The organism is Bacillus sp. CH140a_4T, assembly GCF_008923725.1.
Classification (GTDB): Bacteria; Bacillota; Bacilli; order Bacillales; family Bacillaceae_G; genus Bacillus_A.
The window spans coordinates 18,637-45,273 of the sequence record NZ_WBPF01000006.1 but is presented as its reverse complement, the minus strand read 5'-3'; the positions used below and the strand labels follow the sequence as shown (position 1 = coordinate 45,273).

28 protein-coding genes are annotated in these 26,637 nt (G+C 39.4%); 27 read left to right on the top strand and 1 reads right to left on the bottom strand.

Features of this window, described 5'->3' with window-relative positions:
* Positions 1-21 precede the first annotated feature (21 nt).
* The 12 genes from F8162_RS06690 (at position 22) to F8162_RS06635 (ending at position 9,174) form a co-directional block, all read left to right on the top strand.
* Positions 22-246: an AtpZ/AtpI family protein gene (locus tag F8162_RS06690; protein WP_001171218.1), complete on the top strand. Its 225-nt coding sequence runs from the start codon at positions 22-24 to the stop codon at positions 244-246.
* Complete coding sequence (locus F8162_RS06685) at positions 246-638, top strand: ATP synthase subunit I (RefSeq protein ID WP_000567600.1); 393 nt, start codon at positions 246-248, stop codon at positions 636-638. Before F8162_RS06690 ends, F8162_RS06685 begins: the two co-directional genes overlap by 1 nt.
* A gap of 7 nt (positions 639-645) precedes the next feature.
* A complete protein-coding gene (atpB, locus tag F8162_RS06680) occupies positions 646-1,365 on the top strand; it encodes a F0F1 ATP synthase subunit A (RefSeq protein WP_016085476.1) in 720 nt (239 codons plus the stop codon).
* Between the two features lie 56 nt (positions 1,366-1,421).
* Entirely contained in the window at positions 1,422-1,640 is a 219-nt protein-coding gene (gene atpE / locus F8162_RS06675) for a F0F1 ATP synthase subunit C (protein ID WP_000052064.1), read from the top strand.
* A 129-nt stretch (positions 1,641-1,769) separates the two neighbouring features.
* Positions 1,770-2,276 (top strand): F0F1 ATP synthase subunit B, encoded by a 507-nt coding sequence (gene atpF / locus F8162_RS06670; RefSeq protein WP_001142618.1) that lies wholly within the window; start codon positions 1,770-1,772, stop codon positions 2,274-2,276.
* A complete protein-coding gene (gene atpH, locus F8162_RS06665) occupies positions 2,273-2,815 on the top strand; it encodes a F0F1 ATP synthase subunit delta (RefSeq protein WP_000064683.1) in 543 nt (180 codons plus the stop codon). Before atpF ends, atpH begins: the two co-directional genes overlap by 4 nt.
* A gap of 11 nt (positions 2,816-2,826) precedes the next feature.
* Positions 2,827-4,335, top strand: coding sequence for a F0F1 ATP synthase subunit alpha (atpA, locus tag F8162_RS06660; RefSeq protein ID WP_073517191.1), 1,509 nt, complete (start codon positions 2,827-2,829; stop codon positions 4,333-4,335).
* 291 nt (positions 4,336-4,626) lie between these two features.
* Positions 4,627-5,487, top strand: a complete 861-nt coding sequence (gene atpG, locus F8162_RS06655; RefSeq protein WP_000157696.1) for a F0F1 ATP synthase subunit gamma — start codon at positions 4,627-4,629, stop codon at positions 5,485-5,487.
* A 241-nt stretch (positions 5,488-5,728) separates the two neighbouring features.
* Entirely contained in the window at positions 5,729-7,138 is a 1,410-nt protein-coding gene (gene atpD / locus F8162_RS06650; RefSeq protein WP_001032603.1) for a F0F1 ATP synthase subunit beta, read from the top strand.
* 20 nt (positions 7,139-7,158) lie between these two features.
* A complete protein-coding gene (atpC, locus tag F8162_RS06645) occupies positions 7,159-7,560 on the top strand; it encodes a F0F1 ATP synthase subunit epsilon (protein WP_151630186.1) in 402 nt (133 codons plus the stop codon).
* A 130-nt stretch (positions 7,561-7,690) separates the two neighbouring features.
* Positions 7,691-8,473 carry a DUF975 family protein gene (locus F8162_RS06640; RefSeq protein ID WP_151630187.1) on the top strand — a complete coding sequence of 261 codons (783 nt, stop codon included), beginning with the start codon at positions 7,691-7,693 and terminating at the stop codon, positions 8,471-8,473.
* A gap of 47 nt (positions 8,474-8,520) precedes the next feature.
* The gene (locus F8162_RS06635; RefSeq protein WP_151630188.1) at positions 8,521-9,174 is read left to right on the top strand and encodes a DUF975 family protein; all 654 of its coding nucleotides are present in this window, start codon (positions 8,521-8,523) and stop codon (positions 9,172-9,174) included.
* 83 nt (positions 9,175-9,257) lie between these two features.
* Here the strand turns inward: F8162_RS06635 and F8162_RS06630 are convergent, their stop codons facing one another.
* On the bottom strand, positions 9,258-11,987 hold the full coding sequence (locus F8162_RS06630; protein ID WP_151630189.1) for a putative bifunctional diguanylate cyclase/phosphodiesterase: 2,730 nt from the start codon (positions 11,985-11,987) through the stop codon (positions 9,258-9,260).
* A gap of 268 nt (positions 11,988-12,255) precedes the next feature.
* Here F8162_RS06630 and nuoA point away from each other — a divergent pair, with 268 nt between their 5' ends.
* From nuoA to spoIID, 15 genes are all read left to right on the top strand, one after another.
* The gene (gene nuoA, locus F8162_RS06625; RefSeq protein ID WP_000179273.1) at positions 12,256-12,624 is read left to right on the top strand and encodes an NADH-quinone oxidoreductase subunit NuoA; all 369 of its coding nucleotides are present in this window, start codon (positions 12,256-12,258) and stop codon (positions 12,622-12,624) included.
* A complete protein-coding gene (gene nuoB / locus F8162_RS06620) occupies positions 12,615-13,133 on the top strand; it encodes an NADH-quinone oxidoreductase subunit NuoB (protein ID WP_000236331.1) in 519 nt (172 codons plus the stop codon). Before nuoA ends, nuoB begins: the two co-directional genes overlap by 10 nt.
* Complete coding sequence (locus tag F8162_RS06615) at positions 13,130-14,461, top strand: NADH-quinone oxidoreductase subunit C (RefSeq protein ID WP_151630190.1); 1,332 nt, start codon at positions 13,130-13,132, stop codon at positions 14,459-14,461. The genes nuoB and F8162_RS06615 overlap by 4 nt, the downstream gene beginning before the upstream one ends.
* 4 nt (positions 14,462-14,465) lie before the next feature.
* Positions 14,466-15,566, top strand: coding sequence for an NADH-quinone oxidoreductase subunit NuoD (nuoD, locus tag F8162_RS06610; protein ID WP_151630191.1), 1,101 nt, complete (start codon positions 14,466-14,468; stop codon positions 15,564-15,566).
* A complete protein-coding gene (gene nuoH, locus F8162_RS06605) occupies positions 15,566-16,567 on the top strand; it encodes an NADH-quinone oxidoreductase subunit NuoH (protein ID WP_151630192.1) in 1,002 nt (333 codons plus the stop codon). The genes nuoD and nuoH overlap by 1 nt, the downstream gene beginning before the upstream one ends.
* Positions 16,568-16,592: 25 nt before the next feature.
* Positions 16,593-17,012, top strand: coding sequence for an NADH-quinone oxidoreductase subunit NuoI (nuoI, locus tag F8162_RS06600; protein WP_000677191.1), 420 nt, complete (start codon positions 16,593-16,595; stop codon positions 17,010-17,012).
* Positions 17,009-17,533 (top strand): NADH-quinone oxidoreductase subunit J, encoded by a 525-nt coding sequence (locus F8162_RS06595; RefSeq protein ID WP_151630193.1) that lies wholly within the window; start codon positions 17,009-17,011, stop codon positions 17,531-17,533. The genes nuoI and F8162_RS06595 overlap by 4 nt, the downstream gene beginning before the upstream one ends.
* Positions 17,526-17,840, top strand: a complete 315-nt coding sequence (gene nuoK / locus F8162_RS06590) for an NADH-quinone oxidoreductase subunit NuoK (RefSeq protein WP_000100078.1) — start codon at positions 17,526-17,528, stop codon at positions 17,838-17,840. Before F8162_RS06595 ends, nuoK begins: the two co-directional genes overlap by 8 nt.
* Before the next feature lie 29 nt (positions 17,841-17,869).
* Entirely contained in the window at positions 17,870-19,732 is a 1,863-nt protein-coding gene (gene nuoL / locus F8162_RS06585) for an NADH-quinone oxidoreductase subunit L (protein ID WP_151630194.1), read from the top strand.
* Positions 19,729-21,231 (top strand): NADH-quinone oxidoreductase subunit M, encoded by a 1,503-nt coding sequence (locus F8162_RS06580; protein WP_151630195.1) that lies wholly within the window; start codon positions 19,729-19,731, stop codon positions 21,229-21,231. The genes nuoL and F8162_RS06580 overlap by 4 nt, the downstream gene beginning before the upstream one ends.
* Positions 21,232-21,238: 7 nt before the next feature.
* Positions 21,239-22,753, top strand: coding sequence for an NADH-quinone oxidoreductase subunit NuoN (nuoN, locus tag F8162_RS06575; protein ID WP_413226528.1), 1,515 nt, complete (start codon positions 21,239-21,241; stop codon positions 22,751-22,753).
* A gap of 212 nt (positions 22,754-22,965) precedes the next feature.
* Positions 22,966-23,202 carry a DUF1146 family protein gene (locus tag F8162_RS06570; RefSeq protein ID WP_000940744.1) on the top strand — a complete coding sequence of 79 codons (237 nt, stop codon included), beginning with the start codon at positions 22,966-22,968 and terminating at the stop codon, positions 23,200-23,202.
* A 51-nt stretch (positions 23,203-23,253) separates the two neighbouring features.
* The gene (locus F8162_RS06565) at positions 23,254-23,958 is read left to right on the top strand and encodes a YwmB family TATA-box binding protein (RefSeq protein WP_413226526.1); all 705 of its coding nucleotides are present in this window, start codon (positions 23,254-23,256) and stop codon (positions 23,956-23,958) included.
* A gap of 39 nt (positions 23,959-23,997) precedes the next feature.
* Positions 23,998-25,302: a UDP-N-acetylglucosamine 1-carboxyvinyltransferase gene (murA, locus tag F8162_RS06560; protein ID WP_000411269.1), complete on the top strand. Its 1,305-nt coding sequence runs from the start codon at positions 23,998-24,000 to the stop codon at positions 25,300-25,302.
* A 208-nt stretch (positions 25,303-25,510) separates the two neighbouring features.
* Positions 25,511-26,530, top strand: coding sequence for a stage II sporulation protein D (gene spoIID / locus F8162_RS06555; RefSeq protein ID WP_151630198.1), 1,020 nt, complete (start codon positions 25,511-25,513; stop codon positions 26,528-26,530).
* The last annotated feature ends 107 nt before the right edge of the window (positions 26,531-26,637 follow it).

The window sequence follows — 26,637 nt, the reverse complement described above, 5'->3', positions numbered from 1 at the left end:
ACATATTGGAGGGATGAATCCTTGCAAAAAAACGATCGCAGCCATATAAAAGCTTATGCTTTAATGTCAGGTATTCTTGCTCAGTTAGTCGGTTCTATTCTTATTGGGATCTTTGGTGGGCAGTGGATTGATAATAAGGTTGGAACGTTTCCATTGTTTCTTATTATAGGGTTATTACTCGGATTAGGAACTGGGATATACGCAATGATTCGACTCATTCGACATTACTATTCGGGAGAGCAATGATGATAGACGTACATGGACTTGTCCAAAGACAAAAGAAATATATGTACTACTTGCTTGCGCTTCTAGTGCTAGGATGGGGATTCACCTCTTACAAGGATGTATTTCTTGGACTGATTATCGGAACGATTTTCAGTTTTCTTAGTTTGCGCATCATTGCACGTAGAACAGACAAGCTGTTGGATCGCGTAACAAATGGAGAAAACGTGAAGTTTAAGGCGACAGCGGTAAGTACATATTCAAGATTCGCCACGATTGGGTTATTAATTTTATTTGCAGCCAAATATCAAGAGTTAATTGCGATGTGGGGCTTAGGTGTAGGATTGCTGACAGGATACCTTGTCATGATCATAGATTTTCTTTATTTAGAGTATAAGAGCAGGGAAGAGAGGTGAATTACTAGTGGAACACGGTAGATTAGTTGAATTTCTAGGTTTAACGTTCGATTTGTCATCAGTTATGATGGTTACTGTAGCAGCAGTTATTGTTTTCTTAATCGCTGTTATCGGAACTCGCAGCTTAGCTCTTCGCCCAACAGGAATGCAAAATTTCATGGAATGGGTGTTTGACTTCGTGAAAGGGATTATCAATAGTACGATGGACTGGAAAACAGGTGGACGTTTCTTAACGCTTGGCGTTACGCTTATCATGTTTATCATCGTATCGAACTTCCTTGGTTTACCATTCATGTATTCAACAGTTGAGGCTGGCGAACATATTGCATGGTGGAGATCACCAACGTCTGATCCAGCAGTTACATTAACATTAGCCGTGATGGTAGTTACCCTCACCCATTATTATGGAATTAAGATGAAGGGTACGAAAGAATACGTTAAAGGTTATTTCCAACCGATGAAATTCTTATTCCCATTAAAGGTTATTGAGGAGTTTGCTAACACATTAACGTTAGGTCTTCGTTTATTCGGTAACATTTATGCAGGTGAGATCTTATTAGGATTACTTGCTAAGTTAGGCGGGGCATCATTCCTTGGAGCATTAGGTGCGCTTGTACCAATGTTAGCATGGATGGGATTCAGTGTATTCGTTGGATCAATCCAGTCATTTATTTTCGTTATGTTAACGATGGTTTATATGGCTCATAAAGTAAGCCATGACCATTAATATAATTTAAGTAAGAAAAAATTTATTTTTTTATAATACAAAGGAGGACAAATTAAATGAGTTTAGGTGTAATCGCAGCTGCAATTGCAATTGGTTTATCAGCATTAGGTGCAGGTATTGGTAACGGTCTTATCGTATCACGTACAATCGAAGGTGTTGCTCGTCAACCAGAATTAAAAGGCGCACTTCAAACAATTATGTTCATCGGGGTTGCTTTAGTTGAGGCACTTCCAATCATCGGTGTAGTTATTGCATTCATCGTAATGAACAAATAAGGGAGACTCCCCTTACATAGATGGCGAAGAGTGTTTTTCCGAACTTTCTTCGCCATTGCTTTATGGATGAAACGTATGTCTTTTTTTTTCATATGATCAATTTAGATATTTTGAAGGGAGTGAATCCTTGTGCCAACTTTATTATTAGGGGCTGCCATTCCATTTGGAACGATTGCTTATACATTGTTCATTTTCTTACTTCTATTAGTAATGCTACGCAAATTTGCGTGGGGTCCTTTAATGGGAATTATGAAAGAACGTGAAGAGCATGTTACTAATGAAATCGACGCTGCAGAAAGAAGTAACGCTGAAGCGAAGAAATTAGTAGAAGAACAACGTGAAATGTTAAAACAATCGCGTGTTGAAGCACAAGAGTTAATCGAAAGAGCGAAAAAACAAGCTGTAGATCAAAAAGATGTTATTGTTGCTGCTGCGAAAGAAGAAGCAGAATCAATTAAAGCATCTGCTGTACAAGAAATTCAACGCGAAAAAGAGCAAGCGATTGCTGCTTTACAAGAACAAGTGGCTTCTTTATCTGTTCAAATTGCTTCTAAAGTAATTGAAAAAGAGTTAAAAGAAGAAGATCAAGTTAAGTTAATTCGCGATTATATTAAAGAAGTAGGAGAAGCGCGATGAGCAATGGGATTGTAGCAAAACGTTATGCTGTCGCTCTTTTTAAAATTGCAAAAGAAAAACACGTATTAGAAATGTTTGAAGAGGAATTACGCCTTGTACAAAACGTTTATGTAAAGAACGGAGAACTACATAGCTTTTTAACGCAACCGAACATTTCAAAAGAGCAGAAGAAAACGTTTCTTGCAAACGTATTCGGATCTGTTTCTGAATCTATTTTAAATACGTTATATATTTTAATTGATAACAAACGCATTGATATCTTACCTGAAATTGCAGATGAATATGTTGTTCTTGCTAATGAAGAACGTAACGTAGCCGACGCAACTGTATATTCTACTCGTCTTCTATCAGAAGAAGAGAAACTTAACATTGCAGAAGCATTTGCAAAGAGAACGGGAAAAGATGCAATTCGCGTGAAAAATGTTGTAGATGAAGATTTACTAGGCGGCATTAAAGTACGTATTGGAAATCGCATTTACGACGGAAGCTTACAAGGAAAATTAGCACGTATTCAGCGTGAATTAATGAAGAATAGATAGGGGTGAAGCACATGAGCATCAGAGCTGAAGAAATTAGCGCACTGATAAAGCAACAAATCGAGAACTATCAGTCTGAAATCGAAGTTAGTGATGTTGGTACAGTTATCCAAGTTGGTGACGGTATTGCGCGTGCTCATGGTCTTGATAACGTTATGGCTGGTGAACTTGTAGAGTTCTCTAACGGCGTTATGGGACTAGCACAAAACTTAGAGGAAAACAACGTAGGTATTATCATTTTAGGACCTTACACAGAAATCCGTGAAGGTGACGAAGTTCGTCGTACTGGTCGCATCATGCAAGTACCAGTAGGAAAAGAACTAATCGGTCGTGTTGTAAACCCATTAGGTCAACCAGTTGATGGTTTAGGCCCAATCAATACAACAAACACTCGTCCAATCGAAAGTCCAGCACCAGGTGTAATGGATCGTAAATCTGTTCATGAACCACTTCAAACAGGTATTAAAGCGATCGATGCTCTTGTACCAATTGGCCGTGGTCAACGTGAGTTAATCATTGGTGACCGTCAAACAGGTAAAACAGCAGTTGCACTTGATACAATCATTAACCAAAAAGATGAAGATATGATTTGTATCTATGTAGCTATCGGACAAAAAGAATCAACTGTACGTAACGTAGTAGAAACACTACGTAAGCACGGTGCATTAGATTACACAATCGTTGTAACTGCATCAGCTTCTCAACCAGCTCCATTATTATACTTAGCTGCTTATGCTGGTGTAACAATGGGTGAAGAGTTCATGTACAATGGTAAACACGTATTAGTAGTATATGATGACTTATCAAAACAAGCAGCGGCTTACCGTGAGCTTTCATTACTATTACGTCGTCCTCCAGGTCGTGAAGCATATCCAGGGGATGTATTCTACTTACATTCTCGCTTATTAGAGCGTGCAGCAAAATTAAGTGATGCAAGAGGCGGCGGTTCTTTAACTGCACTACCTTTCATCGAAACACAAGCAGGGGACGTATCAGCTTACATCCCAACAAACGTAATTTCTATTACGGATGGACAAATCTTCTTACAATCTGACCTATTCTTCTCTGGCGTACGTCCAGCGATTGATGCGGGTACTTCTGTATCTCGTGTTGGTGGATCTGCTCAGATTAAAGCAATGAGTAAAGTATCAGGTACACTTCGTCTTGACCTTGCATCTTACCGTGAGTTAGAAGCGTTCGCTCAGTTCGGTTCTGACCTTGATAAAGCAACTCAAGCGAAACTAAACCGTGGTGCTCGTACTGTTGAGGTATTAAAACAAGGATTACACAAACCATTACGTGTAGAGAAACAAGTTATCATTCTTTACGCTTTAACACGTGGATTCCTAGATGATATCCCAGTAGTAGATATCACTCGTTTCGAAGAAGAATTACATGCTTGGTTAGATTCTAATGCGACTGACTTATTAGAAGAAATCCGCACAACTAAGAAACTTGCGGATGACGACAAATTTGCAGCAGCTATTAATGGATTTAAAAAAGTATTCGTAGCTTCTGAATAATAAAAGCGGAAGCGGCTCGTCCTGAATGTGAGGGGGATGGAGCTTCTGACGAAGAGGCGGTCTTTGCCTCGTAGGAAGAAGTGAAGCCACCGAACATTCAAGCCGCTGGAGCTAGATAATAATATATAAAAGGCATCTCAAGTTTTGAGATTGCTGACGGTTATGTAAAGGAAAAGAGTAGGTGCACCTATTCTTTTCCTTCAATCATGAGCAAGAATATCTTGCAACGTAGATTAGGAAGAGAATTCTTACTAATCGTGCCAACTTCCGGAAAAAAGGTGGTGAAAACCTGTGGCATCTTTACGCGATATAAAAGCGAAGATTAACTCGACAAAGAAAACGAGTCAAATTACGAAAGCGATGGAGATGGTATCTGCATCTAAGTTAAACCGTGCAGAGCAAAATGCTAAATCTTTCGTTCCGTATATGGAAAAGATTCAAGAAGTAGTAGCGAGCATTGCGCAAGGAAGTAAAGGAATTAATCATCCGATGCTAAATGCGCGTCCTGTAAAGCGTACAGGGTACATCGTTATTACATCTGATCGCGGACTAGCAGGTGGTTATAACAGTAACGTATTACGTACAGTGAGTAACGTAATTCGTGAACGTCATAATATGGACTCAAACCAATATTCAATTATTGTGCTTGGCCGACTAGGACGTGATTATTTAAAACGTCGCGGCTTTAACATCATTGATGAAGTAGTTGGATTATCTGACCACCCATCATTTACTGATATTAAAGACCTTGCTTCTCGAGCAATTGCGATGTTCGCAGATGGTGCTTATGATGAGCTGTATATTTACTACAACCATTACGTAAGTAAAATTTCACAAGAAGTAACGGAAAATAAAATTTTACCGCTTACTGATGTGGCGTCTGATAAACCGACGACAGCTTATGAATTCGAACCTTCTGAAGAAGAAATTTTAAAAGTACTATTGCCACAATACGCAGAAAGCTTAGTGTACGGTGCATTACTAGACGGTAAAGCAAGTGAACACGCAGCGCGTATGACAGCAATGAAGAGTGCTACAGACAACGCAATGGAAGTTATCGATTCACTTACACTTTCATTCAACCGTGCGCGTCAGGCAGCGATTACGCAAGAAATTACGGAAATCGTTGGTGGAGCAGCAGCGTTAGAGTAGTAATATAAAGCGTAGGCGGTTCGTTCAGAATGAGAGGGGGATGGAGCTTTTGACGTAGAGGTGATTTGTGCCTCGCAGGAAAAAGCGAAGCCACCGAACATTCTAACTGCCGGAGCTAGATTCAATAAAAAGCGTAGGCGGCTCTTTCAAAAGAGTCGCGTAAGCTATAAACCAATAAAAAATGGAAAGCTAACTGCTCGTAGCAAGTTAGCTAATTAAAAGAAAGCTAGGAGGGAACCCGATGAATAAAGGGCGCGTTACGCAAATCATGGGTCCGGTTGTAGACGTTAAGTTTGATGGCGGAAAGCTACCAGAAATCTACAACGCCCTTACGGTAAAACAAAGCAACGAAAACGGAACAAGCATTAACTTAACATTTGAAGTTGCACTTCATTTAGGTGATGATACAGTTCGTACAGTTGCAATGTCTTCCACAGACGGACTTGTTCGTGGTACAGAAGTAGAAGATACTGGTAAAGCAATCTCTGTACCAGTTGGTGATGCAACACTTGGTCGCGTATTTAACGTATTAGGTGATGCAATTGACTTAGATGGTGAGGTTCCTGCCGATGTACGTCGTGATCCAATTCACCGTCAAGCACCCGCATTCGAAGAATTATCTACTAAAGTAGAAATTCTTGAAACTGGTATTAAAGTAGTAGACTTACTTGCTCCTTACATTAAGGGTGGTAAGATCGGTCTATTCGGTGGTGCCGGTGTAGGTAAAACGGTATTAATTCAGGAATTAATTAATAACATCGCACAAGAACACGGTGGTATCTCTGTATTCGCTGGTGTAGGTGAGCGTACTCGTGAGGGTAACGATTTATACCACGAAATGAGCGATTCTGGCGTAATTAAGAAAACTGCGATGGTATTCGGACAAATGAACGAGCCACCTGGAGCACGTCAACGTGTTGCATTAACAGGTTTAACAATGGCTGAACATTTCCGTGATGAGCAAGGACAAGACGTACTTCTGTTCATCGATAATATCTTCCGTTTCACGCAAGCAGGTTCTGAAGTATCTGCCCTTCTTGGTCGTATGCCATCTGCGGTAGGTTACCAACCGACACTTGCAACAGAAATGGGTCAATTACAAGAGCGTATTACATCTACAAATAAAGGATCTATCACGTCTATCCAAGCGGTGTATGTACCAGCCGATGACTATACGGATCCAGCACCAGCTACAACGTTCGCTCACTTAGATGCAACAACAAACTTAGAGCGTCGTTTAACACAAATGGGTATTTACCCAGCCGTAGATCCATTAGCATCTACATCTCGTGCACTTTCTCCAGAAATCGTAGGAGAAGAGCATTATGAAGTAGCTCGTCAAGTACAGCAAACTTTACAGCGTTATAAAGAGCTTCAAGATATCATCGCTATCTTAGGTATGGATGAGTTATCTGAAGAAGATAAGTTAGTTGTACATCGTGCTCGTCGTATTCAATTCTTCTTATCTCAAAACTTCCACGTAGCTGAGCAGTTTACAGGTCAAAAAGGTTCTTACGTACCTGTAAAAAATACAGTTAGCGGATTTAAAGAAATTCTAGAAGGAAAATATGATGACCTTCCAGAAGATGCATTCCGTCTTGTAGGTGGCATTGAAGAAGTTATTGAAAACGCGAAGAAAATGATGGCGTAAGGCCTTAGGAGGGACGAATTATGAAGACATTTCCAGTCAGTATTGTAACTCCTGATGGACCGGTTTACGAAAAAGAAGTAGAAATGGTAAGCGTAAAAGCAGAGAGTGGGGAAATGGGGATCTTACCGGGTCACATTCCAACTGTTGCACCATTAAAAATTAGTGCAGTTCGTCTGAAACATGGTGGACACACTGATTATGTAGCAGTAAGCGGTGGCTTTATCGAAGTTCGTCCAGATAAAGTAACTGTATTATCATCATCTGCTGAAGAAGCAAGCCATATCGATATCCATCGTGCAAATGAATCGAAGCGTCGCGCTGAGCAACGTATGCAAGATAAACAAGCACATGTTGACTTTAGACGTGCAGAAATGGCATTACAACGTGCTGTGAACCGTTTAAACGTTTCCGATATGAAATAAAAAATCCGTAAAGGCTTTGCCTTTACGGATTTTTTTATGTAGATCATGGATAATTTTACAAAAATGGTATAATTATATTGATGCTTGTATAAGTAGAGAATGTATAACAATTTATAAAGGAGATGAATAAATGATCGGTGAAATGAAACGAGAAGCGTTGCACTCTTTAAAAGGAAATTGGGGACTAGGTGTTGGATCAACGATTTTATATTTTATTTTAAGTTATGTTGTTGCAATGGCTGCAATGCTTATACTTTTAATTCCAGGAGTTATTATATTTTTACTATTTGCTGGTTTCACAGGTTCACTTGAAGAGGACACAATATCAATTGGAGCAGGTATTACATTTGGGATTTTTTATTGCATTATGATAATTTTAAGTAACGCATCGTATGGAATTACCTCATACGGTTATACAAATGTATTTTTACAGATGAGTAAACGAGAAGGTGCTAAAGTAGATTACTTATTCGAAGGATTTCGTGGCTTTAAAAGAATGATGAAAACGATGTGGGCAATGCTTGCGATTTTGTTATATACAGGTACATGGATTCCGATGTTGCTAGTAGCCTTATTTGCATTTTTTGGTGAAGAAGGAAATACGTCGTTTGCTATTGCTTTCTTTGTACTATTAGCTATTTCAATCGTTGGTATGCTTGTGATGTACTTTTCTTATGCGATGACGTACTATGTTATGGTTGAAAATCCAGAGTATAGTGTGTCACAGGCAATGAAAGAAAGTAAGCGTCTTATGCAGGGGCACAAATTAGATTTGTTTCTGTTGTGGCTAAGTTTTATAGGTTGGGCAATTTTAGCGATTCTTACACTTGGAATAGGTTTTCTATGGCTTAGCCCGTATATGAGTACAACGACAGCGCATTTTTATCGCTTTCTTTCAAAAGATGAATTGTAGTAGGAACATGCTATACTAATAGAGTTATTACGTATAGGAGGAACATTATGATTGGTGATTTAAAAGGAGAAGCGCTAGATTCATTAGAAGGGAAATGGGGATTAGCTGTCGGGGCAACGTTACTTATTTCGGTTCTTATTACAGCTTTTAGTTTTAGTATTGATTTCATTTTCTCTCAGGTTTGGGATTGGAAAGAAGTAAACAGTTCACTTTCATTAGACATTATTTCAATATTGATGGTGGGTCCATTAACACTAGGTGGTTATTATTTAGCGCTGCATATCATTCGTGAAAAAGAAGCGGGTATCGGGCATATATTCAGATGGTTTACAGAAGGAAGTAAGTTTATAAAGTCATTTTTATTATATATAGTAGTGAACATTTATATTTTCTTATGGTTTTTATTATTTATTATTCCAGGCATCATTAAATCATTTTCTTATGCGATGACGTATTTTATAATAAATGACCATCCGGAGTATTCTATAAATCAAGCTATTACAGAAAGTCGTCGTATGATGGATGGACATAAGATGGAGTATTTCATTTTATGTTTAAGCTTTATTGGTTGGTTTATATTAAGTTGTATTACACTCGGGATTGGATTCTTATGGCTAATTCCATATTTTTATACGACGTCAGCAGCGTTTTATGAAGAAATTGCAGAGGAATATTACGAGGGGAAAATTCCGACACTTTAAAGAAGCTGTAATCAGTGGGGCACCTCACGTTGGTTACTAGTTTTACTGTCCGCAAATAGCATGATAAAAACACTCAGTATGAGCTATTGGTTCATACTGGGTGTTTTTTGTAGAAATTTTATTAATTGATGACTCGTAAGTGGTTTACTGAAATAGTAGCCTTGCATATATTTACAGTTGTTCTTTTGTAGAAACTTAAGTTGTTTTTCTGTTTCAATTCCTTCCGCAACGACAGAGAGGTTTAAAGTATTTGCAAGGGAAAGGATAGTGGAAACGATGGCTCTTTCCTCAGGTCGATGATCGGCTAATTGTGTAAATTCTCTCGGTACTTTTAATGTATCAATAGGAAAAATGGATAAATAAGCGAGAGAAGAATAGCCGGTACCGAAGTCATCAATGGACGTTTGAATACCATATTCCTTTAACTGCTTTAGTCTGGATAATGTTTCTTTTTCATCGATCATCGCAATTCGTTCTGTTAACTCCAGTGTTACATACTTTGGATCGACTTTAACGTCTGTTAGTATTTGTGAAATGTTCTCGATTAAATTCTCTTGCTGGAATTCTTTTGCTGATAAGTTCACACTTATTTTTAAATCTTTGTAGCCAAAAGTATGCCATATTCTTAACTGGCGACAAGATTCTTTTAATACCCAATGACCGAGTGGAACGACTTGTGGCGTCTCCTCTACAATTGGAATGAACTCACATGGCGAAATGTCACCTAGGAGCGGATGTTTCCAGCGTATTAATGCTTCAGCACCAATAATTTTTTTCGTTGTAATATCAATTTGTGGTTGATAGACGAGATAAAATTCTTCGTTTACTAAAGCGAGTGGTAGATCTTTTTCAATTCGAGCTTTTCGTTCCATTTTTTTATACAATTCTTTCGTGTACAGAGAACTACCATTTTTCCCCCTATTTTTTGCCTCGTACATGGCCATATCAGCATGCTGTAAAATTGATAATGGGTCTTCACCTGCTTCAGGGTATATTGCAATCCCGATGCTCGGTGAGATTTGTAAATGCTGATTTTCGATTTCAAATGGTTCGTTCATGAACGCGACAATCGTATCAGCTATTTTTTGTACATCTGGCCTTTTTTTATAATTTTCGATAAGGATTGTGAACTCATCCCCAGCTAACCGGGCAAGCTTCATATTTTGTGTCGCTATTTCTTCAAGTCTTTTTGCTACTGCAATTAATAGAAGGTCTCCTACCCTATGACCGAGGGTATCATTAATAACCTTAAAGCGGTCTAGGTCAAGAAACATAACAGCAAAAGGCCTTTTTGATATTTCGGATCGAGCAATTGCTTGCTCTACATATTGATGAAATGCACGGCGATTTGCAAGCTCTGTTAACGTATCCCGATAGGCTAGGAAATTAATTTGTTCTTGTTGTTGTTTGCTTTCCGTAATATCTTTAATCATTAAATAAACACCAGAAATATGATTTTTTAAAAAGATAGGAACAGCTGTAACGTGTAAGTAGTAAATATCTTTATTTTTATGATATGCCCGTATTTCTAAAGAAATAGATTTCCCTTTTTTTACGCGATGAAAGGCATTAACGATTTCTTCCAAATCTTCTTCATACATAAGTGAATAGTAAGGCTGATTTAATAATTCATTCGTTTGATAACCGAGTAAAGTAGTACCGGCGTTATTCACTTTGAGAAAATTACCGTACAAATCTAAGGTGAATATTGGATCTGGATGATGCTCGTATAAAGATTTAAACATTTGTTGGTTATGGTATAGTTCATTTTTTTGTTCTACTAAATCTTCTGTACGTAGTTCAATTTGTTTTTCCAGTTCTAAGTTGAATTGCATTTGGGCTAGTAATAATATCTTATTTTGTCTTCGAACTAAAGTGTGGCGTATGAGAACGAAAGAGAAAGTTATCATAAGTCCGATTACTACAATAGGTGAAAAAACGTATTCAACTAATATAAAAACAATGAGCATGACTACGGAAATGTAAGGTAATGATAACCTGATTGATTCCCCAAGTTTAGGTGTTAATAGTACTTGCTCTTGTTTTTCAGGTTCTTTTGTATGAAGAATACAGGCGATAGCTACTAGTACTAAAGTTACTTGATAGAGAGGAGTAACTGTAAACATAGAATATTCTGGTGTGAAGTATTTAATATAAGCATAAATCGCATCTGTAGTAGCATATAAAATTAAAGCACTGCCAAGAAGCGCACCAACTTTTTTTGATAACAAGGACAATGGCTTGAATAAAAGATTAATTCCAATGAGAAAAAAGAGCAAGTCAGCCATTGGATAGGTAAGTTGAACAAATATGTCGATATAGGCTGTTGTAGAAACGTGAATGGTTCGTTCAATAAGTAAGTAGTAACTTAAAGTGAATTGTGCTGTAACGATGATACAAATATCGCATATCATAAAAAGCTTTTCTAATAAATCTCTGTTATAAATGATTTCATATAGAAAGGCGAACGCAAAGCTCATTACAAAAAGTAGGTAAAAAAAGTCGGACGGATCAACGAATGTATAGTAGTCCTTTAAAATTAAACGTTGATAGGCAACGACGGTATCACCAATGAAATAAGAGAGGGTTCCAACAGATAATATGGTCCAAAATAAACGAGGTAACCCTTCTTTCATGTTTGAAAAATAAAGTATATAACTACAAGCGATAATATCGATTAATAGGGTACTCATTCCAATTAATATTTGAAAGGGAAATGAGTATTCATATAGAAAAGGCATTGCCACGTAATGAATGGCTATAGACAACGATATAATGCTTATAAGAATACTTACATGTGTTTGTTTTTTCATTTATCTCACCCACGGTATATACATATAAATTCCTCTTCTTATTTTTTATAGTTTTTATACTTATTTTGCACAGGTATAGAGAATTATAAAAATAGATTTTAATAATTCTCGTTTCTGTCCCCAACATATCGACATAGGAATTTGAAGTTTGTTATAATGATTAAAATAGTTGCATTATTTAGAAAAATTTAAAAATAATAATTACTGCAACTAGGACATATTGTTTACTAAGTGAACTTGTTCTTAATTCAGGGGGGAGGGTTTCACAATGGCAAGTGTATATGAAAATAGTTATATGATCGTTTTGATTTTCTTGCTATTAGGCATATTGCTGCCGGTAGTGGCTCTTACATTAGGAAGGATGCTGCGCCCAAACAAACCAAGTGCAGCGAAAGCGACGACGTATGAGAGTGGGATTGAGCCTTTTCATGATGCAAATATTCGGTTTCATGCTCGTTATTATATTTTTGCTTTATTGTTTGTCATCTTTGATGTAGAAACTTTATTTTTATATCCATGGGCTGTCGCATATGACAAGCTCGGTTTATTTGCACTCATTGAAATGCTCATCTTTGTTGTAATGTTGCTAGTTGGATTAGCGTATGCTTGGAAAAAGAAGGTGTTACAATGGTTATAAATTTTGAGGAATTACATCCAAATGAGCGAGCGGAATTAGAAAGAAATATCTTTTTTTCTACATTGGAACAGTTGAAAGGATGGGCAAGGAGCAATTCTTTATGGCCGATGACATTCGGACTAGCATGCTGTGCAATTGAAATGATGGGAGTAGGCTCATCACATTACGATTTAGATCGATTTGGGTCATTTTTTCGGACTTCACCAAGGCAATCGGACGTTATGATTGTGTCAGGAACGGTAACGAAGAAGATGGCTCCTATTGTTCGGCGCTTATACGATCAAATGCCTGAACCAAAATGGGTTATTGCAATGGGATCTTGTGCGACAGCAGGTGGTCCATATGTAAATTCATACGCTGTTGTGAAAGGTGTAGATCAAATTGTACCAGTTGATGTGTATATTCCTGGCTGCCCACCAAATCCTGCTGCTTTAATTTATGGAATTAATAAATTGAAAGAAAAAATTCGTTACGAGGCAAAGACAGGAAAGCAGGTGACGAATAAATGAGTGATCCAAATAAAGACTTAGAGGATTTGAAAAGAGAAGCGGCTAGGCATGCGAAAGAAGAGGCGAGAAAGCGGCTCGTTGCAAAACATGGTGCAGAAATAAGTAAACTTGAGGAAGAAAATCAGGAAAAAGAGAAAGCGCTACCAAAAAATAATAGTAGGACTGTAGAAGAAGAAAAACGACGTGCAGCGGCCGCGGCGAAAGCAAAAGCGGCAGCGTTAGCGAAGCAAAAAAGAGAAGGAACAGGAGAAGTAACGGAAGAAGACAAGGCCAAAGCGAAAGCGAAGGCAGCCGCGGCGGCAAAAGCAAAAGCGGCAGCGTTAGCGAAACAAAAAAGAGAAGGAACAGAGGAAGTAACGGAAGAGGAAAAGGCCAAGTCGAAAGTGAAGGCAGCCGCGGCGGCAAAGGCAAAAGCAGCGGCATTAGCGAAGCAAAAAAGAGAAGGAACAGAGGAAGTAACGGAAGAAGACAAGGCAAAAGTGAAGGCGAAGGCCGTGGCAGCCGCGAAAGCAAAAGCGGCAGCGTTAGCGAAGCAAAAAAGAGAAGGAACAGAGGAAGTAACGGAAGAAGACAAGGCGAAAGTGAAGGCGAAGGCCGTGGCAGCCGCGAAAGCAAAAGCGGCAGCGTTAGCGAAGCAAAAAAGAGAAGGAACAGAGGAAGTAACGGAAGAAGACAAGGCAAAAGCAGCGGCGCTAGCGAAGCAGAAGGCCTCGCAAGGTGATGGGAATTCGGGAGATGAAAAGGCAAAGGCGATTGCAGCAGCGAAGGCAAAAGCGGCTGCGGCTGCAAGGGCGAAGACAAAGGGCGCTGAAGGTAAGAAGGAAGAGGAGCCGAAGCAGGAAGAGCCATCGGTGAATGAACCGTATTTAAATCAGTATGTTGAAGTTATTAAGGGAAAAGTAGGAGAGGATACATTAGTAGATTCCTACATTAATAAACTTTCAAAAGATGTACCAACTCTTGTGGTAGAGCCCTCCAAATATTATGAAGTAATGGAGTTACTGCGATTTCATGAGGGACTTGCCTTTGATTATATGTCAGAGCTACATGCGACGGATTTTGTGACACATATGGAAGTGTATGTTCATTTATTTTCATATGGAAAGAAACAGTCAGTAGCGGTGAAGGTGAAGCTGGATAGGGAAACGCCGCAAGTAGAATCGGTGACAGCGCTTTGGAAAGGAGCGGACTGGCCAGAGCGGGAAGCGTATGATTTGCTTGGCATTGTATTTAAGGGGCATCCGAATTTATCACGTATTTTAATGCCTGATGATTGGATAGGTCACCCGCTTAGAAAAGATTATGAACCGTATGATGTGGAGGTGTAGCTAAATGATCCGTACGGAAGAAATGCTTTTGAATGTAGGTCCTCAACATCCGAGTACGCACGGTGTGTTCAGGCTTGTTATTAAGATTGACGGGGAAATTATTAAAGAAGCTACACCGGTTATTGGATATTTGCATCGCGGGACCGAAAAGATTGCAGAGAGCTTACAGTATACGCAAATTATCCCGTATACAGATCGAATGGACTATTTATCGGCCATGACGAATAATTACGTCATTTGCCACGCTGTAGAGACGATGATGGGGCTTGAAATCCCGGAGCGTGCCGAATACTTGCGAGTGCTTGCAATGGAGCTTGGAAGGATTGCGAGCCACCTCGTTTGGTGGGGGACAAATCTTCTTGATATAGGAGCGGTCAGCCCGTTTTTGTACGCGTTTCGTGAGCGAGAGATGATTATAAATTTATTAAATGAATTATGCGGTGCACGGCTTACTTTTAACTATATGAGAGTCGGAGGTGTAAAGTGGGATGCGCCGGACGGTTGGATTGAAAAAGTGGAAGAGTTTGTTCCGTATATGAGAGAGCAATTGGCAGGTTATCATGATCTTGTTAGTGGTAATGAGATTTTCTTAAATCGCGTAAAAGGCGTTGGTATATATAGCGCGGAAGAAGCGATTTCGTATTCTTTAAGCGGAGCAAATTTACGATGTACTGGGGTAAACTGGGATCTTCGTAAGGATGAACCGTACTCCATTTATGATCGTTTTGATTTCGATATTCCTGTTGGAAGTGTGGGAGATGCTTGGGATCGCTACGTTTGCCGCATGCAAGAGATTGAGGAGTCATTAAAAATTGTTGAGCAAGCAGTCGAGCAGTTCCCGAAAGACGGAGCCGTACTGGCGAAAGTACCGAAAATTATTAAGGCGCCTAAAGGGGAAGCGTTCGTCCGTATAGAATCACCGCGAGGAGAGATTGGTTGCTATATTGCTAGTGATGGAAAGAAAGAGCCGTACCGATTGAAGTTTCGCAGGCCGTCTTTTTACAATTTGCAAATTTTACCGAAGTTATTGAAAGGTGAAAACATCGCCAATTTAATTACGATTTTAGGTGGAGTTGATATTGTACTTGGGGAGGTTGATGGCTGATGATTGAAACGCTCTTACAATCACCTTCAAGCTGGACGAATTTCTTCATTTTTTTCGGATTAGCGGTGCTCCTATTATTTGCAGTCCTTGGCTTCGTTACATATGGTATTTTGGCAGAACGGAAAGTGATGGGCTTTATGCAAGGGCGGATTGGACCAAACCAAGTTGGAGGCCGGTTCGGTTTACTGCAAACGGTAGCCGATGTTTTGAAACTACTATTGAAGGAAGATAGTATTCCAAAAGCGGCAGATAAACCGTTGTTTATATTAGCACCTGTTATTGCATTCGCACCGGCATTTATGGTGCTTGCAGTCATCCCATTTACTGATAAATTTCAGTTCGCGGATATTGGCATAGGCTTACTGTATTACATTGCTGTTTCTGGCATTACGACGATTGGTGTTGTAACCGGAGGATGGGCATCAAATAATAAATATTCCCTTTTAGGAGGGATGCGTGCGGCGGCGCAAATGATTTCTTATGAAATTCCGCTCGTAATGAGTGTAATTGGCGTCGTTTTGTTAGCTGGTAGCCTAAATTTAAATGAAATCGTAGCAGCGCAGGAGAATGTTTGGTACATTTTCGTACAGCCAATCGGTTTCGTCGTGTTCTTAATCGCAGCGGTAGCAGAGTTAAATAGGACGCCGTTTGATTTACCAGAAGCCGAGTCGGAACTTGTTTCTGGATATCATACGGAATACTCAGGATTTCGCTGGGCGTTTTTCATGCTTTCAGAGTACGTATATTTCTTCGGAATGGCATCTTTAATTACAGTGCTCTTTTTAGGCGGATGGAATCCAGTCATGTTCCTTGGATTTATCCCAGGAGCTGTATGGTTTGCTTTGAAATTTAGCAGTGTAGTCTTTCTATTAATTTGGTTCCGCGTTACGTTTCCACGTATTAGAGGTGACCAGTTAATGGAGTTTGGCTGGAAAGTATTATTGCCAATTGCACTTGCAAATATTTTCTTAACGGCATTGATTAAGGAGTTATTCTTCTAATCTATGAGGGGGGTGCCAGTAAGAGATGAAAGGACTATTTAAAGGATTAAAATATACATTAAGCAATTTGAGTAAGAAGAAGGTGACTTATGATTATCCGAATCAACCGTTGCCGCTGCCGGACCGTTTTAGAGGCATTCAAAAATTTTATCCGGAAAAATGTATTGTTTGTAACCAGTGTTCCAACATTTGTCCGACAGATTGTATTCAGTTAACAGGAAAAAAACATCCGGATCCTACGAAAAAAGGAAAAATTATCGACACGTACGATATTAATTTTGAAATTTGTATTCTTTGTGATTTATGTACAGAAGTTTGTCCGACAGAGGCAATTGTTATGACAAATAACTTTGAGCTCGCGGAATATTCACGTGATGATTTATTTAAAAATTTGCAGTGGCTTGACGAAAACGACGAAAACGTCAGGAAGGAGAATAAAGCATGAATGGCGAGTTTGTAGCATTCTTCATACTATCCTTGTCTGCAATTATCGGCGGTGTTCTTATGTTGAACTTAACGAAAGTTATGCATATGATGCTAGCTCTCGTTCTGACATTCCTCAGCATTGCAGGTTTGTACTTTCTTTTATCGGCCGAATTTATCGGAGTTGCACAAATTTTGCTTTACTCGGGTGCGATCACAATTATTATGATTTTTGGCATTATGTTAACGCAACATAACGCGGAAAATGAGTCGCGTCTTACTCTTCGAAAATGGATTATCTTCTTTGCGGTTGTAGCATTTGGGGCAGTTATGTATTTCGCTGTTAACAATATTGATTTTGCAAATGAAAGCACACAAGGAAGTTTACCTCTCCATGAAAACAACACACTTCAAATCGGTACACTTCTCTATTCAGAATATATTATTCCATTTGAGTTAACATCAGTTATTTTACTTGTAGCACTTGTTGGCGCGATTATTCTTGCGAAGAAGGATGAGAAAGAGGAGGATTCCAATGAGTAGCGTTCCAGCTTCTGCATATTTAACGCTTGCGATTATTTTGTTTTGCATCGGTTTGTTTGGCGCTTTAACGAAGCGAAATACAGTGATTGTATTAGTTTGTATTGAGTTAATGCTTAACGCGGCCAATTTAAATCTAGTAGCGTTTAGTAAATTAGGTTTGTTCCCAAATTTAACAGGTCAAATTTTCTCTCTGTTTACGATGGCTGTAGCGGCTGCAGAGGCGGCGGTAGGACTCGCCATTTTAATTGCTTTGTATCGTAATCGTACGACGGTTCATGTAGATGAAATGGATACGCTCAAAGGATAACATTGTGACCGAAAAGGGGGAAGGAAACAATGATCGATTATGCATGGCTCATACCGCTTTTCCCGCTTGTTTCGTTTTTTTTATTACTTATATTCGGGAAGAAAGTTAGAGAAGGAAGCAGCGTACTTAGTATTTTCCTCGTCTTTCTCTCCTTTATATTTGCGGTACTTGTATTAATAGAACGATTTTTAGAAGCAAGCGTGAAGCATAAGTGGGTATGGCTTAGAACGGGAGATATTGATATATCATTTGGCTTTGAAGTGACTGCATTAGGGGCTTTAATGCTGTTTATCGTTACACTTGTGAGTTTACTTGTACATGTGTATTCGAAAGGTTATATGAAAGGTGAGGAAAGATTACCAACCTTTTATGCTTATTTAGGGCTCTTCACATTTGCGATGCTCGGGCTCGTTATATCACCGAATTTATTACAGCTTTATATATTTTGGGAGTTAGTGGGCCTTGGTTCATTTTTACTCATTGGTTTTTATTTCTTTAAAGAAGAAGCGAAGGCTGCTGCGAAAAAGGCTTTTATTATGACTCGTATTGGAGATGTCGGTTTATTTATTGGGATGATCTTAATTTTCTGGCATGCAGGTAGTTTTGAATATGACGCAATATTTAGGGCGATTCATACGGGGGATCTTACCCCTACGATGATTACAATAACAGCGATATTAATTTTTATCGGTGCAATGGGGAAATCAGGTCAGTTCCCGCTTCATACGTGGTTACCAGATGCGATGGAAGGGCCGACGCCCGTTTCGGCACTTATTCATGCGGCGACAATGGTCGCGGCTGGCGTGTATTTAGTGGCGACGATGTTTCCTCTATTTTCAGCAAGTGCGGTGGCGATGCAGACGGTGGCAATCGTTGGAGCCTTTACTGCAATATTTGCGGCTTCCATCGGTCTTGTACAAACGGATATAAAGAGAGTGCTCGCTTATTCTACAGTTAGCCAGCTTGGGTATATGATGCTTGCATTAGGATCTGCTGGTTATGTAGCTGGTGTTTTCCATTTAACGACACATGCCTTTTTTAAAGCGCTACTATTTTTGGCGGCAGGAAGTGTCATTCATGCAGTGCATACGCAAAACATTAATAAAATGGGCGGTTTACAGAAGAAGATGAAAGTAACGGGTGCACTATTTTTAATCGGTACACTTGCAATTAGCGGGGTTCCGCTCCTTTCTGGTTTCTTTAGTAAAGATGAAATTTTAGCGGCGACTTGGATGAAGGGCAATTACGTTTTATTCATATTAGCAGTAATTGCAGCATTCTTAACAGCGTTCTATATGTTCCGGCTATACTTCCTTGTCTTTACTGGGGAAGCGAAGACGAAGGAAGACGTGCATGAATCGCCCCGCGTTATGACGTATCCGATGATTGTCCTTGGCGTCCTCGCGGTAGTGGCGGGTTATATGAATACACCATGGTTTGGGACATTCCTTGGGGATTGGCTTACGAAAGATGTAGCATTTCAGGTAGAAGAGGCACACGGACCAGTTTGGATTATGATTGTTGCAACGCTCGTTTCATTTGCAGGAATCGCTCTCGCATATTTCATATATGGTAAGAAATCTATTTCTAGAGATTGGGCTGGTGGCGATAGAACACCTCTTTATAACCTTTTGAAAGAAAAATATTATGTGGATGAACTATACAATATGACGGTGCTCCCTATTACGAAGGGAATCGCTTATGTGCTTCGCTTATTTGAGGTGTATGTAGTCGAAGGAATTGCCGTTTTAATAGGGAGTCTAGTTAAAGGGATAAGTGGACTCGGTTCTAGACTTCAAAATGGAAATGTACAAGTGTACGGCACTGTAACAGCTGTCTCGCTTGCAGTACTTGTCATTATTTTGCTCTATACGGGAGGGGATTTACGATGAATGATTTGTTATTAACGTTCTTCATTTTTTCCCCGCTTTTAGGAATTCTCTTACTTGCATTAACACCGAGAAAAGAATCGCGTACAGTGCGAGCGCTTGGTTTATTTGGGACGGCGCTTCCATTTGGAATCGCTATCGTCCTCGCTTGTACATATGCTTCTGGAAAGAGTTTGTCGCTATTTGATGAAAAAGTGAAATGGATTAAATTTGGGGATTTTGCAGCGGTAGATAAAAGATGGTTTTCCATTTATTACGAGCTTGGCATTGATGGTTTATCGCTCGTTATGATGGTGCTGACGGCCCTTCTAGCGATGCTTGCAGCAATTGCGGCATTTACTATTAAAAGAAACTTGAAAGCCTTTTATATGCTGTTACTCATGTTAGAAATAGGGATGCTTGGCGTCTTCGCTGCTCAAAATTTAATGTTGTTCTTTATCTTCTTTGAAATTACATTGCCGCCAATGTTTTTATTAATTGGGAAGTGGGGGAAATTGTCGAGTGAAAAGGCTGCTTATAGCTATTTAATATATAACGGTATTGGCTCCGCTATTTTGCTCATCGTTTTCTCGGTTTTATTTGCGAAAACAGGTACAACGAATATTACAGAGCTTAAAGAAATATTAACGAGTATAGGTGCTGGGGGAGGAATGGCTGTCTCAAGTAGCTTACAGTTCGGTTTGTTTCTTAGCATAATGATTGCCTTTGCGATTAAACTACCCGTTTTCCCGTTACATCGCTGGATGGTCAATGTGCATGTTGAAGCGCATCCGGCTGTAGTTATGCTTCATGCGGGCGTTTTACTGAAGATTGGGGCATACGGTATGATTCGTTTCGGAAAGGGGCTATTCCCGGAACACTTTCGCGAGTTTGCAACGCTCATTGCGATTTTAGGAGTCATCAATTTATTGTACGGTGCCTTCTTAGCGCTCATCCAAACGGACTTTCGGAAGGTGCTTGCTTACTCTAGTATTTCGCATATGGGCATTGTATTAATGGGCCTTGCGGCGTTAAATGCACCAGGTACACAAGGGGCACTATTCCAAGTTGTCTCTCACGGTTTAATTGCAGCTTTACTCTTCTTCTTACTTGGCGTTATAGAACAGCGCTTTGGAACGTCGGATATTACAGCGCTTGGCGGACTCGCAAAAAGTGTCCCGGTACTTAGCGGATTTTTCTTAGCAGGAGGAATGGCATCGCTTGGATTGCCAGGAATGTCTGGATTTGTTAGCGAGTTTCTTGCCTTTCTCGGTTTATTCCAAGGGGAGCCAATCATTGCTGCAGTCGGTGTGCTCGGCATCATTTTAACCGCTGTATACGTATTAAGAGCAACGCTTCAAGTAACATTTGGCAAGAAAGAGTGGGAAGCGAAAGCTGATATACACGGATGGGAGTATGTCCCTATATTGCTACTTATCTTCTGCATTATTGCAATTGGAGTAATGCCAGAAATACTAGGGGATCCGCTTCAAAATACATTGAAAACATTGGGGGTGAAGTAGGATGGATATGAATACGTTACTTAGCTTATCATGGCATCTTATGGTGCCAGAATTCATTATTCTCGGAGCTGCCATCCTTCTTTCCATATGTGATTTGTTTTTTAAGCTGAACCATAGATATGTAGCGCTTAGTGCAATCGCAGCCGTCATATTAGCAATCGTGTCGTTAATCACGCTATATGGCGAACCGGCAGGAGATATTTTAAACGGATCGTTTGTGTTAGATGGGTTTTCAAAAGGGTTTAAAACGTTGTTATTAGGCGGAGCAGCCCTCATCTTATGCACCGCAATGAGCGATGATAAGAAGAATCCAATTGAAGATAAGGGAGAATATTATTACTTATTTTTAATGGCACTTCTTGGGGCGATGTTTATGGCTTCTAGCGTCGACTTCATTACACTTTTCGTCGGTTTAGAATTGCTTTCACTTTCTTCATATATTCTAGTAGGAATACGAAAAAAGAACCGTGCATCAAACGAGGCAGCCATGAAATATGTCATTAATGGAGGAATTGGAACGGCAATTACGCTCTTTGGAATGAGTTATTTGTATGGTATTACAGGGTCAACCAATATCGTGGATATGCAAAAAGTATTCGCAGGGGAGCTTGCTGGTGGTATTCAGTTATTGTTAGCTCTCGCATTTCTACTATTGCTCGTTGGACTCTCGTTTAAAATTGCGACAGTGCCGTTTCATATGTGGGCACCAGATGTGTATGAGGGAGCGGCTACGCCTGTTACTGCTTTTCTCGGGACGATTTCTAAAATTGCAGGGTTCCTACTCATTATTCGTCTATTCCTCATGGTTTTTGCAAGTGTATCAGTGCAAGGAGACATGCAATCTTTATACGGACGTATGAGCATATACATTGCTGTACTGGCGAGTATTACGATGATTATTGGAAACGTAGTCGCATTAAAGCAATATAACGTAAAACGCCTATTTGCCTATTCGGGAATCGCACATGCGGGGTATTTACTCGTTCCCCTTGTAGCATTATCACCATTTACGATGGATAGCATGTGGTTTTACATGCTTGCATATATGCTGATGAATATAGGAGCATTTGCAATTATCCACGGCTTAATCTTACAAAGCGACAAAGAAAACATTACCATTTTCACCGGATTATATAAAAGGTCGCCATTTACAGCGATAGTGATGACGATTTTTATTTTATCGTTGGCCGGGATACCAGGAACAGCTGGTTTCATTGGGAAAATTAACATCTTTTTAGGTGCACTGCATGTAGAGCCAGCTCATTACGTACTAGCTTCTATTATGATGGGGACGACAGTCATCTCATTCGTATATTATTTCCGTATTTTACAGCAAATGTTTTTCCGGGCGGGAGAAGTGGAAGAGAAAATTCGTTTGCCACTCAATATAAAGGTTGTTATGAGCCTTTGTGCAATCTCGATTGTAATACTAGGGATTATGCCGATGATTGGATACAATTTCTTTTATGAATATTTTCCATTAATGAAGGATTTCTTCTTCTTAGGGAACGTGGTACAATAGTGAAAATAAAAGGTGTGGAGTTGTTACTCTGCGCTTTTTATTTTGTGTGAATTACAATTGAAAATGCATGTAGGTATATGTTTTTTGAGAGCAAATTACGATGTGAAATGTAAGATGCTTATTTGTATTTGAAAAAGTGTGGCTCCTACTTATTATGGTATCGTTTTTATAGTATTTCGTAAGTAGTAGCTGGGTAAAAAGGGGTCGATTTTTTGGCACATCTTTTAGGGCAACAAGCACTGATTGCCATTGTTTCGCATTTATTGTTTATTACCATTACGTGGTGGGCCTTACAAGGTGTTCACATTGAGCGTTTAATGAAGTCTGGAAAGGTGATGCAGACGCGAGTGTTACTCATCCTAATTACAATTGCAATTGGGACATCTGTAAGTAACTTTTTCCTTGATTATTTAGGCTATTCAAAGAGTTTAACGTATTTAGTAAAGTAAGTGTATAGAACCTCATATCTCCGTTAACAATGGGGATAGGAGGGGATGAAATTGAAGCTTAAAGCCATTCTTATTGTTGTGATAAGTGTTGTTTTATTTTTGGTTGGATATAGAGAGATGAAACCGATCAGCGATGAACAGAAAATGGAGAGCATGATTGCAACTTTAGAGAAAAATGATGCTAAAGTAGAGAAGTGGTCATGGTTAGCGCGAGAAACAAAAACAATTTCTAATATACATACGTTTCAAAAGTTGTTAAACGATGTGAAGGACAAGGCGAATATTCAAAAGTGGGAATTAGAGCAATCTCCAGATGGATATAAAGCTACATCCTATAAAAAATTTTCTTCTCATGAAGAACGAGTAGTAGTAACTTGGAGTAAGGAAAATACTAAAGAAAACACTTTCATTATTTTTGAAGTAAGTGGGGCGAAATGGGACCCGAAGTACATTCAGAAAACAAATAAAATTTTTAGTGAAAAACCTATAATTTACACTTGTGTTCAAGGTGTACTGAATGATAAGATTGAAGGTGTTTTGCAAAATAAAACCAATCAGGTTTTGAAAGATCTTTCAGCAAGAGCAATCGAACAGATAGAAGAAAGAGCATTTGTGTCAGTCTCCGCATACAATAAAAAGTGGGATGACGCTCTTTCAACAAATAGAGAGAAAATAAATGTGCAAATAGCAATACGTTCTACAGACAACAAAGATACAATTGTGGTTGGCACACCGATCATAACTTCTGAGTATTGAGTGAATAGATACTGAAAAAAGGACACGGAGGGGAATAATTTGGAAAAGATCATCGTCCGTGGCGGAAAGCGGTTAAACGGCACAGTGCGTGTTGAGGGCGCAAAAAATGCTGTATTACCTATAATCGCTGCAGCCCTATTAGCGAGTGATGGAAAGAATGTACTATCTGAAGTACCAGTTTTGTCTGATGTATACACAATTAATGAGGTATTACGTCATTTAAATGCTGAAGTCGTATTTGAAAATAACCAAGTAACAATCGATGCTTCTAAAGAACTAAACATTGAAGCACCATTTGAATATGTACGTAAAATGCGTGCATCTGTTCAAGTAATGGGACCATTACTTGCACGTAACGGTCGTGCTCGTATTGCACTTCCTGGTGGATGTGCAATTGGTTCACGTCCAATTGACCAACATTTAAAAGGCTTCGAAGCAATGGGAGCAAAAGTACAGGTTGGTAATGGTTTTGTTGAGGCATACGTTGAGGGAGAACTAAAAGGAGCTAAAATTTATTTAGACTTCCCAAGCGTGGGCGCGACAGAAAACATTATGTCTGCAGCTACATTAGCAAAAGGGACAACAATCCTTGAAAACGCAGCGAAAGAACCAGAAATCGTTGACTTAGCTAACTTCTTAAATGCGATGGGAGCAAAAGTACGCGGAGCTGGAACTGGAACGATTCGTATCGAAGGCGTTGATAAATTATATGGTGGAAACCACTCTATTATTCCTGACCGTATTGAAGCGGGAACATTCATGGTTGCAGCGGCAATTACTGGTGGAGACATCTTAATTGAAAATGCTGTGCCTGAACATTTACGCTCAATTACAGCGAAAATGGAAGAAATGGGTGTTAAAGTTATTGAAGAAAATGAAGGTGTACGTGTTATCGGCCCAGATAAGTTAAAAGCGGTTGATATTAAAACTATGCCTCACCCAGGTTTCCCAACAGACATGCAATCACAAATGATGGCATTATTACTACAAGCTGATGGAACAAGTATGATTACAGAAACGGTATTCGAAAACCGCTTTATGCACGTTGAAGAATTCCGTCGTATGAATGCTGATATTAAAATCGAAGGTCGTTCTGTTATTATGAACGGTCCAAACAGCTTACAAGGTGCTGAAGTAGGCGCAACTGACTTACGTGCTGCAGCTGCATTAATCTTAGCTGGTTTAGTATCTGAAGGTTACACTCGTGTAACTGAGTTAAAGCATCTTGACCGTGGTTATGTAGATTTCCATAAGAAATTAGCTGCATTAGGTGCAACTATTGAACGTGTAAACGAAAAAGTAGAAGAAGTGAAAGAACAAGAAGTTTCTGATCTTCACGCTTAATTGAAATAGTCTTTACGTCTTTTGACGTAGGGGCTATTTTTTTTGGGGTTATTACTGTTATAGTCAAGAAATTCTATACTTATGCACGTACCAGTAAAAATATTTAGAAAATTTTCGTTTTAGCTGGTTCCCTTAAGTATGTTCTAAAAGAAAGAGTTGTTCCATAAGAATGAATGGAGTAAAGCTTTTGGATATTGGGGGAAATAAGATGAAATTTTCAAAGCCACTTTTCATCACAGTAGCGCTTCTCATAGCGCTCGTTATCATTGTACCTGCTGCTCTTGTTATTCCGTTTGCGAAAGCAAAAGTAGGGGAAGAAGCAGCTTCCAAAACTCCTCCAGCGATAGAAAGTATACCAGCTCCAGGGAAAGTGGATACAGCGGTTCAAGTTGCTGTATATCGTGAGAAACAGAAAAAGATAGAGTCATTACCTATGGAGGAGTATGTGACCGGTGTAGTAGCTTCTGAGATGAATGCCAGTTTTGAAATAGAGGCGCTAAAGGCGCAGGCATTAGCAGCGAGAACATTTGTGGTACAGCGTATGCTAAGCGGAGGTAAGAAAAACAATGCGGACGTGACAGATACGGTGAAAGATCAAGTGTACAAAAGTAAAGAAGAATTGAAGAAACAATGGGGCAATAACTACGAAAATAATTTGAAGAAAATCGAGGAAGCAGTTTCCAAAACCGCAGGACAAGTTTTAACGTATGAGGGAAAACCAATCTCAGCATCCTTCTTCTCAACGAGTAATGGCCGGACAGAAAATGCGGCTGATTATTGGGGAAATGATTATCCGTACTTAAAGAGCGTAGATAGCCCGTGGGATGAAGCATCTCCAAAATTTACGAGTGAGCAAACATTCACCGTAGCGGACTTTCAAAAACGTCTTGGGGTGAAGGTGCTAGCAGACGGAAAAGTTGGAAACATTAAGGACCTTACGGAAGGAAAGCGCGTAAAGGATGTAGCATTTCAAGGGAAAACATTAACAGGAAAGCAAGTTCGCGAAAAGTTAGATTTACGTTCTTCTGATTTCACGTGGAAACAACAAGGGGATAAAATCGTCGTTACAACGAAAGGCTTCGGCCACGGCGTCGGCATGAGCCAATACGGAGCGAACGGCATGGCAGCGGAAGGTAAGAAATATACAGATATCGTTGCTCATTATTATAAGGGTGTCGAAATAAAGTCGATGAACGATTATGAAGGAAAGTTAATGGTGAAGAAGTAGGATGCAGAATAAACCGTCCCAAGAGGTATGTTGGGACGGTTTTTCTTTTGTTAGTGGATAGGTTATCCTTGTTAAATCGTTGATATATTAAAAAAATCGTCAATGCT

What these genes read in the sequence shown, in the direction of transcription:
- F8162_RS06685 (WP_000567600.1), top strand. Translation starts at nt 246, where the DNA reads ATGATAGACGTACATGGACTTGTCCAAAGACAAAAGAAATATATGTAC.
- atpE (WP_000052064.1), top strand. Translation starts at nt 1,422, where the DNA reads ATGAGTTTAGGTGTAATCGCAGCTGCAATTGCAATTGGTTTATCAGCA.
- atpH (WP_000064683.1), top strand. Translation starts at nt 2,273, where the DNA reads ATGAGCAATGGGATTGTAGCAAAACGTTATGCTGTCGCTCTTTTTAAA.
- atpA (WP_073517191.1), top strand. Translation starts at nt 2,827, where the DNA reads ATGAGCATCAGAGCTGAAGAAATTAGCGCACTGATAAAGCAACAAATC.
- atpD (WP_001032603.1), top strand. Translation starts at nt 5,729, where the DNA reads ATGAATAAAGGGCGCGTTACGCAAATCATGGGTCCGGTTGTAGACGTT.
- atpC (WP_151630186.1), top strand. Translation starts at nt 7,159, where the DNA reads ATGAAGACATTTCCAGTCAGTATTGTAACTCCTGATGGACCGGTTTAC.
- F8162_RS06640 (WP_151630187.1), top strand. Translation starts at nt 7,691, where the DNA reads ATGATCGGTGAAATGAAACGAGAAGCGTTGCACTCTTTAAAAGGAAAT.
- F8162_RS06635 (WP_151630188.1), top strand. Translation starts at nt 8,521, where the DNA reads ATGATTGGTGATTTAAAAGGAGAAGCGCTAGATTCATTAGAAGGGAAA.
- F8162_RS06630 (WP_151630189.1), bottom strand. Translation starts at nt 11,987, where the DNA reads ATGAAAAAACAAACACATGTAAGTATTCTTATAAGCATTATATCGTTG.
- nuoA (WP_000179273.1), top strand. Translation starts at nt 12,256, where the DNA reads ATGGCAAGTGTATATGAAAATAGTTATATGATCGTTTTGATTTTCTTG.
- nuoB (WP_000236331.1), top strand. Translation starts at nt 12,615, where the DNA reads ATGGTTATAAATTTTGAGGAATTACATCCAAATGAGCGAGCGGAATTA.
- F8162_RS06615 (WP_151630190.1), top strand. Translation starts at nt 13,130, where the DNA reads ATGAGTGATCCAAATAAAGACTTAGAGGATTTGAAAAGAGAAGCGGCT.
- nuoD (WP_151630191.1), top strand. Translation starts at nt 14,466, where the DNA reads ATGATCCGTACGGAAGAAATGCTTTTGAATGTAGGTCCTCAACATCCG.
- nuoH (WP_151630192.1), top strand. Translation starts at nt 15,566, where the DNA reads ATGATTGAAACGCTCTTACAATCACCTTCAAGCTGGACGAATTTCTTC.
- nuoI (WP_000677191.1), top strand. Translation starts at nt 16,593, where the DNA reads ATGAAAGGACTATTTAAAGGATTAAAATATACATTAAGCAATTTGAGT.
- F8162_RS06595 (WP_151630193.1), top strand. Translation starts at nt 17,009, where the DNA reads ATGAATGGCGAGTTTGTAGCATTCTTCATACTATCCTTGTCTGCAATT.
- nuoK (WP_000100078.1), top strand. Translation starts at nt 17,526, where the DNA reads ATGAGTAGCGTTCCAGCTTCTGCATATTTAACGCTTGCGATTATTTTG.
- nuoL (WP_151630194.1), top strand. Translation starts at nt 17,870, where the DNA reads ATGATCGATTATGCATGGCTCATACCGCTTTTCCCGCTTGTTTCGTTT.
- F8162_RS06580 (WP_151630195.1), top strand. Translation starts at nt 19,729, where the DNA reads ATGAATGATTTGTTATTAACGTTCTTCATTTTTTCCCCGCTTTTAGGA.
- nuoN (WP_413226528.1), top strand. Translation starts at nt 21,239, where the DNA reads ATGAATACGTTACTTAGCTTATCATGGCATCTTATGGTGCCAGAATTC.
- spoIID (WP_151630198.1), top strand. Translation starts at nt 25,511, where the DNA reads ATGAAATTTTCAAAGCCACTTTTCATCACAGTAGCGCTTCTCATAGCG.